9 protein-coding genes are annotated in these 13305 nt (G+C 62.1%); 2 read left to right on the top strand and 7 right to left on the bottom strand.

Annotated elements, in window-relative coordinates:
* The first annotated feature begins 154 nt into the window (after positions 1-154).
* Positions 155-1642, top strand: a complete 1488-nt coding sequence (locus ACTQ1S_RS01780) for a hypothetical protein (RefSeq protein ID WP_441546931.1) — start codon at positions 155-157, stop codon at positions 1640-1642.
* A 132-nt stretch (positions 1643-1774) separates the two neighbouring features.
* Here ACTQ1S_RS01780 and ACTQ1S_RS01775 read toward each other — a convergent pair whose 3' ends face one another.
* From ACTQ1S_RS01775 to dnaK, 7 genes are all read right to left on the bottom strand, one after another.
* Positions 1775-1969 carry a hypothetical protein gene (locus ACTQ1S_RS01775; protein ID WP_229770727.1) on the bottom strand — a complete coding sequence of 65 codons (195 nt, stop codon included), beginning with the start codon at positions 1967-1969 and terminating at the stop codon, positions 1775-1777.
* 144 nt (positions 1970-2113) lie between these two features.
* On the bottom strand, positions 2114-4741 hold the full coding sequence (gene clpB, locus ACTQ1S_RS01770) for an ATP-dependent chaperone ClpB (protein ID WP_441546930.1): 2628 nt from the start codon (positions 4739-4741) through the stop codon (positions 2114-2116).
* Between the two features lie 616 nt (positions 4742-5357).
* Complete coding sequence (locus ACTQ1S_RS01765; protein WP_441546929.1) at positions 5358-7658, bottom strand: hydratase; 2301 nt, start codon at positions 7656-7658, stop codon at positions 5358-5360.
* A 482-nt stretch (positions 7659-8140) separates the two neighbouring features.
* On the bottom strand, positions 8141-8557 hold the full coding sequence (locus tag ACTQ1S_RS01760) for a heat shock protein transcriptional repressor HspR (RefSeq protein ID WP_427719306.1): 417 nt from the start codon (positions 8555-8557) through the stop codon (positions 8141-8143).
* Positions 8558-8629: 72 nt separating this feature from the next.
* Positions 8630-9595, bottom strand: a complete 966-nt coding sequence (locus ACTQ1S_RS01755) for a DnaJ C-terminal domain-containing protein (protein ID WP_154518131.1) — start codon at positions 9593-9595, stop codon at positions 8630-8632.
* A 108-nt stretch (positions 9596-9703) separates the two neighbouring features.
* Positions 9704-10546, bottom strand: a complete 843-nt coding sequence (locus ACTQ1S_RS01750) for a nucleotide exchange factor GrpE (protein ID WP_441546928.1) — start codon at positions 10544-10546, stop codon at positions 9704-9706.
* A 2-nt stretch (positions 10547-10548) separates the two neighbouring features.
* A complete protein-coding gene (dnaK, locus tag ACTQ1S_RS01745) occupies positions 10549-12441 on the bottom strand; it encodes a molecular chaperone DnaK (protein ID WP_154518137.1) in 1893 nt (630 codons plus the stop codon).
* A 589-nt stretch (positions 12442-13030) separates the two neighbouring features.
* Here dnaK and ACTQ1S_RS01740 point away from each other — a divergent pair.
* Positions 13031-13282 carry an indolepyruvate ferredoxin oxidoreductase subunit alpha gene (locus ACTQ1S_RS01740; protein WP_158564522.1) on the top strand — a complete coding sequence of 84 codons (252 nt, stop codon included), beginning with the start codon at positions 13031-13033 and terminating at the stop codon, positions 13280-13282.
* Positions 13283-13305 lie beyond the last annotated feature (23 nt).

The following is a 13305-nucleotide window of genomic DNA, read 5'->3' as shown; positions in this document are numbered from 1 at the left end:
AAACGTGATTCGTTCGCGTTCCGGGGGCCTTTTGCTGCCGCGAGGATGCGGCTGAACGATACGCTCGGGTTAAATCGGATCTTATATTTCGCATGCGCTTTATATGGCTCCATTTTTGGGTACAGTGTTGAGCCGATATTGCATTGGGGGATATATGAGCGATGAGACACGTGGCCGCGAGGATGCGGCCCAGGATGCGGAAGCATGTGCCGAGGCCCTGGAGAGCCTTGACCGGATTGCGTTAGACGAGCCCTCATTGAGCGATTTGGCCGTCGACGCGCAGGACGAGGTGCGCGAAGGCACTGAGGACGAAGGCAGCGACGCCAAAGACGCTTCTGACGAGGCCGAAGCCGAAGAGGACGATAGCAAGGACGACGTCCAGTCGGAATCCGCCTCGGGAGAAGAGACCGCCCTGCTTGGCAGCTTGCCTGCCGATGACTCGCTCACCCGCGAGCTTCCTGGCCTGGGTTCTGCGCCGGCCGTCGACGAGACCATCGCCATGGGCGATATTCCCCTGCCGTCCGTTCCCTCGGCACGCGAAGCCAAGGCTCGCCATCACAAGATGTCGCCCAAGCGACGCAATTTGATGGTTGCCGGCGTCGTTGCCGCCGCGCTCGTTGCCGGCGGCGCGGGCTATGCCGCTTGGAACGGATACCAACAAGAACAGGCCGCCGTCGCTGCCGTCAACGCCCACACCATGATGTCGGTGCAGATTGGCGTACATGCCGCAGGGCTCGACTGCTCCACCGGCTCCAAGATTCCCGTGCAGGTGAGCGGGCAAGACTCTGACGGCTCCTCCGTGAGCGAGACGCTCTACGTTGATGAGCACGGTCGCGGTATTAAGCTGCTGCCTGGCGACTATACGCTCTCCATCGCTGGGTCCCCCATCGCAGCTGACGGTACCATTTACACCGTGCCGACCACCAAGGCGCAGGTTAGCGTAAAGAGCGACGGGCAGGACCTGAGCACTCAGGCATCCTTTAAGCTTAAGGTACCTTCGGCAGACACGGTGACCGACGACCAGATCGATGCCGCGGCCAAGTACGCCGAGGAGGGCGGCGCGAGCTCTGCCGCGGTCGCAAAGGTGCTCCAGCAGGCGGCAACCGCGCGCCGTGACGCCGCCGTCAATGCCATGAGTTCCCGCGAGGCGCAGGCGGCCCGAGACGCCGATGCTCGGCATAAGGCAACGAACCTGTATCAGCTCGATATTCCCGTTGAGTGGTACGGCAAAGTCGCGACTTGGCAAAACGGCAATACGCTGTGCATCTATCTTGCCAGCGACAGCAATACGCCGATCGCGACGCTTGTCGCAGTGCGCGACGGCGAGAGCTTTACGCCCGATAAGGGCGATACGGTTTTAGGTGCGGCAAGCCTTGGCAACGGCTACACGGTCTACGCCAGCGGCCCCGTCTATCCGTATGTGGTGCCCCAGACCATCAACGGGCGCACGCAAGACCCCGTGTCGACCTACCCCATGGACACGGCCATTGAGCTTGTCGAGCTTACAACCGGCAACCGCTATACCTATAGCCAGATCAAGAACGTACTGGTCGACAAAGACGGCAAGGCAGACGCCGCGACCAAACTCGAGACCGACTACCTCGCCCAGATTCTGATGCCAAGCATCAAGGCCCAAGACTAGCCGTCCGCAGCGAGGGTAGCTAATTTGGGACGGGGCTTTTTTAGCTGCCCCGACCGTTAATCGACTAAGCCGGCACATTACCAGCCGGGGCAGCTAAAAAAGCCCCGTCCCAAATTAGCTACCCTGCAGGAGTTAGCGCCACGGATCGGCTTCGAACATCGGCTCGCGCTCGGGGCGGCGATCGCTGTAGGGATCGTAGCCGTCGTCGTCCTCGTTCTCGGCACGGATGTAGGGGTCACGCGGCTTGGGTGCCGGCTTGGGCGCAGGCTTGGGTGCGGCGGGCGCTGACTCAGGCGCCGGTGCGTTCGTCTCGTTCTCGTCTTTCATCTGCATAGCTCCTTGCCATGTACTCATGTTCAACATCATCGATTGTCGCACGAAAAAGGGCGGCGGACCCAATTGGATCCGCCGCCCTTGGCGTTTAGAGACGTTTAGAGACGACTGGCAGATTTTAAGGCATGGCCCAACAATCTACTCGGCGTCGGGCACCTCGTAGGTGGCAGACGGCGTGTTATCGCACACGACGGTAAAGGCACCGTCCTTGTCGACGTCAACCGTCACCTGATCGCCCTCGCGCACCGTACCGTCGATGATAGCGGCGGCGATGGCGTCCACGACCTCGCGCTGCACCAGACGCTTGAGCGGACGGGCACCAAAGACCGGGTCCAGACCGCCCACGGCGAGCATCTGCTTGGCCGCCGGGGTGATGGCAAGCGTCATGCGCTCCTTGGCCAGACGTGCGCGGACGTCGGCGAGCTGAATATCGACGATCTTTTCGATCTGCGCCATGCCGAGCGGATGGAACACCACGATATCGTCGATACGGTTGAGGAACTCGGGACGGAAAGTCTGAGCCATGGCCGCGTCAACCTGATGGCGCATCTCCTCCTCGTCCTTGCCCGAAAGATCGGCGATGGCCTTGGAGCCCACGTTAGACGTCATGATGATGATCGTGTTCTTGAAGGACACCTGACGACCCTGACCATCGGTCAGACGACCGTCGTCGAGCACCTGCAGCAGCACGTTGAAGATATCCGGATGAGCCTTCTCCATCTCGTCGAGCAAGATCACGGAGTACGGACGACGGCGCACGGCCTCGGTGAGCTGTCCACCCTCGTCGTAGCCCACGTATCCCGGGGGCGCACCGATCAGACGCTGAACGCTGAATTTCTCCATGTACTCGGACATGTCGATACGCACGAACGCGCGCTCGTCATCGAACAGGCACTCGGCCAGCGCCTTGGCGAGTTCGGTCTTGCCCACACCGGTGGGGCCCAGGAAGAAGAAGCTGCCGATGGGCTTGTCCGGATCGGAGAGGCCCGCACGGCTACGGCGCACGGCCGCGGCGACGGCAGAGACGGCCTCATCCTGGCCGATGACGCGCTTATGCAGCTCGCCTTCCAAGCCCTTCAGCTTGTCGAGCTCACCCTGCATCATCTTGGAGACGGGCACACCGGTCCAGGCGCTCACGACCTCGGCGATCTCGTCGGAGGTCACCTGCTCGTTGAGGCCTTCACCGTCCTGCTGCTTTTGTGCCTCGAGCGCGGCCTCGGAATCCTGAATCTGCTGCTGCAGACCCGGAATCACGGAGTAACGCAGCTCGGACGCACGGCCCAAGTCTCCGTTGCGCGTCGCACGTTCCTCTTCGCTCTTGGCCTCATCGAGCTGGCCCTTGAGCTCCTGCACATGGTCGATGGCGTTCTTTTGGTTGAGCCAACCGGCCTTTTGCACGTTGAGCTTTTCTTGAACCTCGGCAATCTCCTGGCGCAGGGTCTCCAGACGCTCCTTGGAGGCGTCGTCGGTCTCCTTCATGAGCGCCTGTTCCTCGATCTGCAGCTGGGTGAGCTGACGCGTGGTGGCGTCGATCTCGACCGGCATGCTGTCGAGCTCCATGCGCAGGCGGCTTGCCGCCTCATCGACCAGGTCGATGGCCTTGTCGGGCAGGAAGCGGTCGGCGATATAACGATCGGAGAGGTCGGCGGCGGCCACGAGCGCGCTATCGGTAATGTGCACGCCGTGGAAGATCTCGTACTTCTCCTTGAGGCCACGCAGAATCGAGATGGTGTCCTCAACGGTAGGCTCGCTCACCATAACGGTCTGAAAACGACGGGCGAGCGCTGCGTCCTTCTCGATGTACTTGCGGTATTCGTCGAGCGTGGTCGCACCAATCGCGTGCAGGTCGCCGCGGGCGAGCGCCGGTTTGAGGATGTTGCCGGCGTCCATGGAGCCCTCGGTGGCACCCGCGCCCACAATGGTGTGGAGCTCATCGATGAACAGGATGACCTTGCCCTCGGACTTCTGCACTTCCTTGAGCACGGCCTTCAAGCGGTCCTCGAACTCGCCGCGGTACTTGGCACCGGCGACCAGCGCGCTCATGTCGAGCTCGATGAGGTCGCGGTCGCGCAGCGTGCTCGGCACGTCGCCGGCCACGATACGCTGGGCGATGCCCTCGACGATGGCCGTTTTACCGACACCCGGCTCACCGATGAGCACAGGGTTGTTCTTGGTGCGACGGGACAGGACCTGGATAGTACGACGGATCTCGTCGGTACGGCCGATAACCGGATCGAGCTTGCCGGCACGGGCCAGGTCGCAGATGTTGCGGCCGTACTGCTCCAGTGCCTCAAACTGGGTCTTGTCCTCGGCGGACGTCACGCGGTCATCGCCGCGCAGCTCCTCGTAGACTTGCTCGATACGCTCCTTGGTAACGCCGGCGTCGCGCAGCACGCGGCCCGCCTCACCTTTGTCCTCGGCAAGCGCCATCAGCAGATGCTCGGTCACCACAAAGCTGTCGCCCATCTTGGTGGCCTTTTTCTCGGCCTTCTCGATGACACGGACGAGCTCGTTAGACAGGCCCATCTGCTGGCCCTCGCCCGAAACCTTGGGTGCGCGGTCGATGGCATCTTGCGTGGAGTGTGCAAGCTGGGCTGGGTCGGCGCCGATGCGCTCGATAATCACGGAGATATTGCGCTCGCCGGCACCGAGCAGGGCGGACAGCAGGTGAATCGGCTCCACCGCGCCGGCCTGTGCGTCGGCAGCCGTGCTCATGGCGGTCTGCAACGCCTCGCGCGACGTCATTGCTAGCTTATCGATTCTCATGGAATCACCTCTCTTGGGGCGGCCGCCCTACGGGGCGGCTTCACGTTGTCCGAGAAGTATTGTTGCCAGCTTTGTACGATCTTATACACAAATCTAAGTCTCTATATATAAGATTTTCTGAGTGATTGATGGATAGGGAGCAGGCACGCTCACCCGCTGCGGTCTCGTTCCCTTACTATCTCAATCTGTAACATCTAGCGGCTGTTTATGGCTCCAGATGTTACAAATCAAGATGAAATGGCCAGCGGCACCCGTTTGTCTCAATCTGTAACATCTACTCGGCAAATAGAGCTCTATCTGTTACAAATCGAGACGAACAGAAGACACCCGAATCGAAAATCTAAATCTGTAACACCAGGCCCACTTTTAGCGGCCAAGATGTTACAGGTCGAGACAAACCGAGAACCGCCACAAAGGTGCCTGCCCCCTTTGTGGCGGTTCTCGACAAAAAAGAAGCCGCCCCATTAACAGAGGCGGCATCAAGCAAGTCTATTTATTAGCGTCCCTCAAGACCCAACGAGAACGTCGCGGTAGCCCCTGCCACACCTTTCCCTCGGGCGACCCTCGCGAAGCGCGTGAGCACGAGGGAAAGGTGTGGCAGGGGCGTACAGCAGAGTTACTCGGCAGCGGCCTTGAACTTGTTGTAGTTGATCAGGCAGCCGGCCTTGACGATGGCACGCTCCTCCGCCGTCATATCGGCAATGTAGAGCTCAATCTGCTCGACCGCACCATCGGCGCGCACCACGTAGGCAGCGATGTCCTTTAGGTCGCCATCGAGCGCGGCACGGATACCCGGCACGAAGACGTAGTCGCCCACCTCAAAGTTGGGCTCGGCCTCCATCTGGAAGGGCACCATGCCCCAGTTCATCACATTGGAGCGATAGCGCTTGGTGGCGTACTCGTGGACGATGTTGGCCAGACCGCCAATCACGCGCTGGCAGCTCGCGGCCTGCTCGCGGGCAGAACCGTCACCGGGCTTCTTGGCATAGAGCATGGAGCCGTACTCGGTCGCCTTGGCATCGGCCACGACGCCGGCGCCGGCCAGCGCCTCAAACACGCCGGCAAGCTCGGCATCGAGTGCCGCCAGATCGCCCGCCGCCTCGCCGGCAACGCGGCGCTTCTCCACGGCGTCGACCTCCTTGGAACGACCCACGTAGGCCGGATCGCGGCGGCTGAGCGTAAACTCTGCCAGGCCCAGCGGATTGGAGCGGAAGGAGCTCGTCTCGCCCGAGGGAATGAGCTCGTCGGTCGTGGTGACCGGGTCCATGATCTTGGAGCACACCTTGAGCAGGATATCGTCGCCGAGAGGCTCCATCGCGGGCCACGGCTTGATGTTGGGGCCTTCGACCAGCTCGTCGGCAGGCTCTGCCTTGCCAAAGCCCCAGTACACGCGCTTTTTGTACGGCGCGTCATCAAAGGTGTACTCGCAGGCCTCGTCCCAAGTCTCCTCGGGCAGGTCGGTCGCCGGCGTCAGGACGCCGCCGTTGGCAGCCGTCGCCGCAATGGAGCGAGCGTCCATTAGGGCCACGGCGCTCAGCTGACCATTGCCCGGCTTGGAACCCTCGCGGTTGGGGAAGTTGCGCGTGGTGTGGCGGATGGACAGGCCGTTGTTGGCAGGCGTGTCGCCGGCGCCAAAGCACGGACCGCAGAACGCCGTGCGCACGATCGCGCCGGCCTCCATAAGGTCGTAGATATAGCCACAGCGCGTAAGTTCGAGTGCCACGGGCTGGCTCGTGGGATAGACCGACAGCGAGAACTCGCCGCAGCCGGTGTTGGCGCCCTTGAGCACGCGGGCAGCCTGGACCACGGAGTCGTAGTTGCCGCCCGAGCAGCCGGCGATAACGCCCTGTTGCACGTGAAGCTTGCCGTCGACGATCTTGTCGAGCAGGCTAAAGTGCGTCTTGCCCTCGCCGATCTTGGCGGCCTCGAGCTCCACCTCATGCAGGATGTCCTCGAGGTTCTCGTTGAGCTCCTCGATCTCAAAGCCGTTGGAAGGATGGAATGGCAGCGCGATCATGGGCTTGATGCTCGACAGATTGACCTCGACGCAACCGTCGTAGTAGGCGACATCGGCGGGCTTGAGCTCGCGGTAGTCGTCGCCGCGACCGTGCATGGCCAAAAACGCGTGCGTGTCCTCGTCGGTGGCCCAGATGCTCGACAGGCAGGTGGTCTCGGTGGTCATGACGTCAACGCCGTTGCGGTAATCGGTCGTCATGCTCGCGATACCCGGGCCCACAAACTCCATGACCTTGTTCTTGACATAGCCCTTGGCAAAGACGGCACGGATGATGGCGAGCGCCACGTCGTGCGGGCCGACGCCGGGACGCGGGGCGCCCGTGAGGTAGATAGCGACGACGCCGGGATAGGCAACGTCGTAGGTGTCGCGCAGCAGCTGCTTTGCCAGCTCGCCGCCGCCCTCGCCCACGGCCATGGTGCCCAGGGCGCCATAGCGGGTGTGCGAGTCGGAGCCCAGGATCATCTTGCCGCAACCGGCGAAGTTCTCGCGCATAAAGGAGTGGATGACGGCGATGTGCGGCGGGACGAAGATGCCGCCGTACTTCTTAGCCGCGGAAAGGCCAAAGACGTGGTCGTCCTCGTTGATGGTGCCGCCCACGGCGCACAGCGAGTTATGGCAGTTGGTGAGCACGTAGGGCAGCGGGAACTGCTCCATGCCCGAGGCGCGCGCCGTCTGGATGATGCCGACAAAGGTGATGTCGTGGCTCGCCATGGCATCGAAGCGAATCTTGAGCGCCTCGGGGTCGCCGGACGTATTGTGTGCCTGGAGGATCGAATACGCGATGGTGCCGCGCATGGCATCCTCGGGCGTCTGCGTAATACCGCGCTCGGCAGCCTCGGCCGCAGGCACAACCTCGCTGCCGCCGCGCAGGTAGATGCCGTCTTCGTACAGCTTGACCATACTGTCTCCCACTCTGCCCAAAAGATTTGGGCGCATAGCATGCATTCGTTCAATATCGTGCCATAGAACGGTTGCGAGTGGGTTACGAATCTGCACGTTCACTTTATCTCGGTAAAGTACAGGACGAGCCCGATGTGGGTCAGCAGATTTGGTGCAAGAGCGTCCCTTTCGACTAGTCATTTAAGAACGTCCCCAATGACTACCAACGACTACCGCATTCGGAGCAAGGCAACGCCGCAGGTAGAGGATGGACAGCGAGCGGGCCGCATTTCCAAAGTGAGGAACGTCCCCAAGTGCCGCATCCGGACCATGGCAACGCCGCAGGTAGAGGACGGACAGCGAGCGACGTCCAGGGCGAACAAGTTGGCATGAAAAAGGCAAGGCATAGACCTTCTGGTCATGCCTTGCCTTTTGAATGACAAATTGTCGCTCTGGGCGGCGCGCAGCGTCGACCGGTCCGCCGTTCGTTAGAACGGCGGAACCTAGAGATCCCCGCCGGCTCCCAGTAGCTTGCGCATGACCTGTTCGGGATTAACCGAGCCATCGCGCGGGGCCAGGGAGGTGATCTTCTTCTGCATCTTGTACTCGTGCAGCTCGTCCTCGAGCTGGCGCATGCGGGCGCGGAGCTTTTCGTTCTCGCGCTCGCGCTCCTCGGCACGCTCCTTCATATCGAGGATGCGCACCACGCCGGCAAGATTGATGCCCTCGTCGGTCAGCTGGTTGATGAGCTCCAGGCGCTCGATATCGGCACGCGAATACAGGCGCGTGTTGCCGCCCGAGCGCTGGGGGTTCACCAGACCCTTGGACTCGTAGACGCGCAGAGTCTGCGGATGCATGCCGGTCAGCTCGGCCGCCACGCTGATCATGTACAGCGGTTTGTTCCTATTGTCCTCGGCCATGCTACCTGACCCCTTTCCGTCTCGTTATCGTCCATCATAAGCCCGCGGGCGTGGGCGTGTACCACGACCGCCCTAGAACGTCGCCTTGTAACGGTTGACCTTCTCGCGGTAGTCGCGCGTGTCGGCCTCGCGCAGCTTGGTCATGGCATCGCGCTCGTCATCGGATAGGTTCGTGGGAACCTGTACCTTGATCTCGACGAGCAGCGCGCCCGTACGGCCACGGTGCTTAACGTCGGGCGCCCCCATCTCCTTAAAGCGGAACTTCTTGCCCGTCTGGGTACCCGCAGGCACTTTCAAACGGACCGTCGCACCGCCGGGCGTGGGCACGTCCACCGTGCAGCCGAGCGCCGCCTCGTAGACCGAGACCGGTACCTCCATGGTCACGTCGGCGCCTTTGCGCTTAAACAGCGGGTGCTCCTCCACATGCGTGGTCACGACCAGGTCGCCGCGCTCGCCACCGGCGACGCCATACTCGCCGCGACGCTTGTAGCGTAGCTTGCCGCCGTCGACCGCGCCCGCGGGCACCGAGACCGTAATGGTCTGCTGCTCGCCTGTCGAGGGAATGCGATAGGTGACCTTGTGCGTCACGCCGCGAAACGCGTCCTCGGCCGTCACATCGACGGTCAGCGACAGGTCGCCGCCCTTGCGAGCGCGGCTGCGACCCGCTCCGGCACCGGCAGCGCCCGCAGCCCCGGCAAAGCCCGAGCCCCAATCGCTGCCCCAGGCGCCGTTGCCGCTAAAGATGCTGTCGAAGATGTCGCCCCAGCCGCTGGCACCCGCGCCGGCACCGTAGCCGCCACCATACGCGCCGCCTGCGCCCGGCATGCCGCCAAACATGAGCATCTGGTCGTACTCTTTGCGCTTCTTCTCGTCCGAAAGCGTCTCGTAGGCCTCGCTGATCTCCTTGAACTTGGCCTCGTCGCCGCCGGCGTCGGGGTGATATTTTTGCGCGAGCTTGCGAAACGCGCTCTTGATCTCTTTGTCGGAGGCGCTCTTGGATACGCCCAGGATGTCATAGAAGGTTTTGCCTGCAGCCATCGTAGCTCCTCTCCTGTTACGTCCGCCGTCCATGCAGACGACGGCTCATGCTTTCATATGGCACTAGGCCAGAAAGGGCCCCGGGTGTTGCCCCGGGGCCCTTCTCAATTACTCCTCGGTGCTCTCGGCCGTATCGGCCGTAGCATCCTCGGGCGCCGCTTCGGGCTCCGGTGCGGGGCGCTTTTCGCCACCGTAGGTCACCGTCACCATCGCGGAACGCAGGATGCGGTCCGCCATGCGGTAGCCCTTCTGGTACACGTCGTTGACGGTCTCGTCGTACTGCGACGAGTCCTCGACACGACCCACAGCCTGGTGCTCGAGCGGATCGAACGCCTCGCCCTTGGGGTCGATGGGCTCAACGCCCTCGTGCGCAAACACATCGAGTAGCTTGGCATGCACCGCGTCGACGCCGTCGACGAACTGCTTAAAGTCGTCGGCAAGCTCTTGGCTGCGGGCATGGTCGATCGCGCGCTCGATATCGTCGACCACCGGCAGCAGCGCAGTGACGAGCTTCTCTGTCGCGCGCTCACGCTCGGCGATACGCTCGCTGGCGGTGCGGCGACGGAAGTTCTCCCAGTCGGCCTGCAGACGGGCGGTGCGGTCGGTGGCGTCCTTCGCCTTATCCTCGGCAGCCTTCTGAGCCTCTGCCGCAGCATCGAGCTCATTGCGCACGTCGGCAAGCTCCTTCTGGGCCTGCTCGAACTTGAGCTTAAAGTCGTTGTCGGCGGCTTCCTCACCGGCGCGGATAGCGGCTTCCACCATCTCGTCCTCGGTCATCGTCGCCTCCTTGTTGGAATCCTCTACCTGGTTCTCGACAGCCTCGGCGGCCTCGGCCTCGTTGGCCTCGGTATCGTCGACGGCCTCTACGGGAATCTTCACGTCCTTCTCCTCAGAGTCAACGGGGGCGGCTCCAACGGCAGCCGCCTCCGTGCGAGCTTTACGGGCGGACATGATTACTTGTCCTCGTCGTCCACAACCTCGTAGTCGGCGTCGACGACGTCATCGTCGGCAGGCTGGGCGCCGGCGGCACCGTCGGTCTGCTGCTGAGCGTCGGCGTAGACAACCTGAGCCAGCTCGTAGGCCACGGACTGCAGGGACTCGCCAGCGGCCTTGATGGCCTCGACGTCAGAGCCCTCGAGCGCCTTCTTGGCATCGGCGATAGCGGCCTCGGCCTTGGACTTCACGTCGGCGGAAACCTTGTCGCCCAGCTCGTTGAGGGTCTGCTCGGTGGAGTAGCACAGGCTGTCGGTCTGGTTGCGGACCTCGACCTCTTCCTTCTGCTTCTTGTCCTCCTCGGCATGAGCCTCGGCGTCCTTGACCATACGATCGACTTCTTCGTCGGACAGAGCGGTGGAGCCGGAGATGGTGATCTGCTGCTCCTTGCCGGTGCCCTTGTCCTTAGCGGAGACCTTGACGATGCCGTTGGCGTCGATGTCGAAGGTGACCTCGATCTGCGGCACGCCGCGGCGGGCAGCCGGGATACCGGTCAGCTGGAACTTACCGAGCGACTTGTTGTCGCGGGCAAGTTCGCGCTCGCCCTGGAGCACGTTGATCTCGACGCTGGTCTGGTTGTCGGCAGCGGTGGAGTAGACCTCGGTCTTGGAGGTCGGAATCGTGGTGTTGCGGTCGATCATCTTGGTCATGATGCCGCCCATGGTCTCGACGCCCAGCGACAGCGGGGTAACGTCGAGCAGCAGGATGCCCTCGACGTCGCCGGTGAGCACGCCGCCCTGGACGGCAGCGCCGTCGGCAACGACCTCGTCGGGGTTCACGGACATGTTGGGCTGCTTGCCGGTCATGGTCTTGACGAGCTCCTGGACGGCGGGCATACGGGTGGAGCCGCCGACGAGGATGACCTCGGTCAGATCGGAGAGCTTAAGGTTAGCGTCGCGCAGGGCGTTGGTGACAGGCTGCTTGCAGCGCTCGAGCAGGTCGCGGGTGATCTTCTCGAACTCGGCGCGGGTCAGCGTGTAGTTGAGGTGCAGCGGGCCGGACTGGTTCATGGTGATGAACGGCAGGTTGATAGTGGACTGCTGGGCGGCGGAGAGCTCCTTCTTGGCGTTCTCGGCGGCCTCCTTCAGACGCTGCAGGGCCATGGGGTCCTGACGCAAGTCGACACCGTTCTCCTGCTGGAACTTATCGGCCATCCAGTCGATGACGCGCTGATCCCAGTCGTCGCCGCCCAGGTGGTTGTCGCCCGAGGTGGACAGAACCTCAAACACGCCGTCGGCGAGGTCGAGGATGGAGACGTCGAAGGTACCGCCGCCCAGGTCGAAGACCAGGATGCGCTGGTCGGAGCCCTGCTTGTCCAGGCCATAGGCCAAAGCGGCAGCGGTCGGCTCGTTGACGATACGCTTAACGTTGAGGCCGGCGATCTTACCGGCGTCCTTGGTGGCCTGACGCTGGGCGTCGTTGAAGTAGGCCGGGACGGTGATGACGGCGTCGGTGACGGTCTCGCCCAGATACTTCTCGGCGTCGGCCTTCATCTTTGCGAGCGTCATGGCGCTCACCTGCTCGGCGGTGTATTCCTTGCCCTCGATGTCGACGACGGCACGGCCACCCTGGCCCTCCTTGACCTCATACGGCACGGTCTTGAGCTCGGAGGTGCACTCGGAGTACTTGCGGCCCATGAAGCGCTTGATGGAGAACACGGTGTTCTTGGGGTTGGTGACCGCCTGGTTCTTAGCGGCCTTGCCCACGACGCGGTCGCCGTCGGCACGGAAGCCCACGACAGACGGGGTGGTGCGGTCGCCCTCGGCGTTCACGATGATGGTCGGAGAACCGCCCTCGAGAACGGCCATTGCGGAGTTAGTAGTACCAAGGTCGATACCAAGAATCTTGCCCATTAGAAATTCCCTCTCTCTTGTGCGTTTGCACCGACTCGGCGGTCTGCCAAGCGGTCTTTCGGTTTGTCTTTCAGGATGTAGTGTATCCCCTTATGGACCGGAATATACAAAATCTAAGTCAATTCATATAAGATTTCTTATCACTTAGAGTTTAGGTTCTCGAATGCGCAGGTAGATGCGCTGATTGAGTTCTCGGCAAATCTATCGAGATCTATGTAGAGATGGCTGAGGTTTGGGCCGGGGGTGCCTGGGGCTGCTTTACGGAAAGCTCGTCCCGGTTGGAGCGTGGATTCCGGGTCGTAGTTCCGTCTGAAGGCTCAACCGGAAACCGTATCCCGTTTTGAGAGCTGATACCGGGTCGTAGTTTCCGCTAGCGGGCCCAACCGGAAACTGCGACCCGTTTTTCGACCAGATAACGGGATGCGCTTTCCGAAAGCCCACTCAATTGCTCAATAATTCGAGTCACCTTTAGCTAACATTTGCACAGCTCACCAGCCTCACCTGTGCGTTTCTTAGTAAGCCGTGGCATACTCGGCGAATGGTATGAAGATGCCGGCCAGAGGGTATTGCAAACGGTCGCTCACGTGGTATGTTTTTGCCCGAATCAAACCGGCGCGCATCGCCTGTAGCGTCGGTCAACAGAGAGGAAACTACCATGGCTCATCCCGTAATTGATGCCGACGAGTGCATCGCTTGTGGCGTTTGCGTCGACTCCTGCCCCGCTGGCGTTCTGGAGCTCCAGGACGTCGCTACCGTTGCTGACGAGGACTCCTGCGTCGCCTGTGGCGCTTGCCAGGACGCTTGCCCCGCCGGCGCGATCACCGAGATCGTCGAGGAGTAACAACTCCCCCACTTGCACACTCA

Source organism: Collinsella sp. LCP21S3_D3 (assembly GCF_052118305.1).
Taxonomy (GTDB): Bacteria; Actinomycetota; Coriobacteriia; order Coriobacteriales; family Coriobacteriaceae; genus Collinsella.
This window is presented reverse-complemented; position numbering and strand designations above follow the sequence as displayed.

Excerpts from the sequence above, each read along its gene's own strand:
- ACTQ1S_RS01780 (WP_441546931.1), top strand. The coding sequence starts at position 155 with ATGAGCGATGAGACACGTGGCCGCGAGGATGCGGCCCAGGATGCGGAA.
- ACTQ1S_RS01775 (WP_229770727.1), bottom strand. The coding sequence starts at position 1,969 with ATGAAAGACGAGAACGAGACGAACGCACCGGCGCCTGAGTCAGCGCCC.
- clpB (WP_441546930.1), bottom strand. The coding sequence starts at position 4,741 with ATGAGAATCGATAAGCTAGCAATGACGTCGCGCGAGGCGTTGCAGACC.
- ACTQ1S_RS01765 (WP_441546929.1), bottom strand. The coding sequence starts at position 7,658 with ATGGTCAAGCTGTACGAAGACGGCATCTACCTGCGCGGCGGCAGCGAG.
- ACTQ1S_RS01760 (WP_427719306.1), bottom strand. The coding sequence starts at position 8,557 with ATGGCCGAGGACAATAGGAACAAACCGCTGTACATGATCAGCGTGGCG.
- ACTQ1S_RS01755 (WP_154518131.1), bottom strand. The coding sequence starts at position 9,595 with ATGGCTGCAGGCAAAACCTTCTATGACATCCTGGGCGTATCCAAGAGC.
- ACTQ1S_RS01750 (WP_441546928.1), bottom strand. The coding sequence starts at position 10,546 with ATGTCCGCCCGTAAAGCTCGCACGGAGGCGGCTGCCGTTGGAGCCGCC.
- dnaK (WP_154518137.1), bottom strand. The coding sequence starts at position 12,441 with ATGGGCAAGATTCTTGGTATCGACCTTGGTACTACTAACTCCGCAATG.
- ACTQ1S_RS01740 (WP_158564522.1), top strand. The coding sequence starts at position 13,031 with ATGTTTTTGCCCGAATCAAACCGGCGCGCATCGCCTGTAGCGTCGGTC.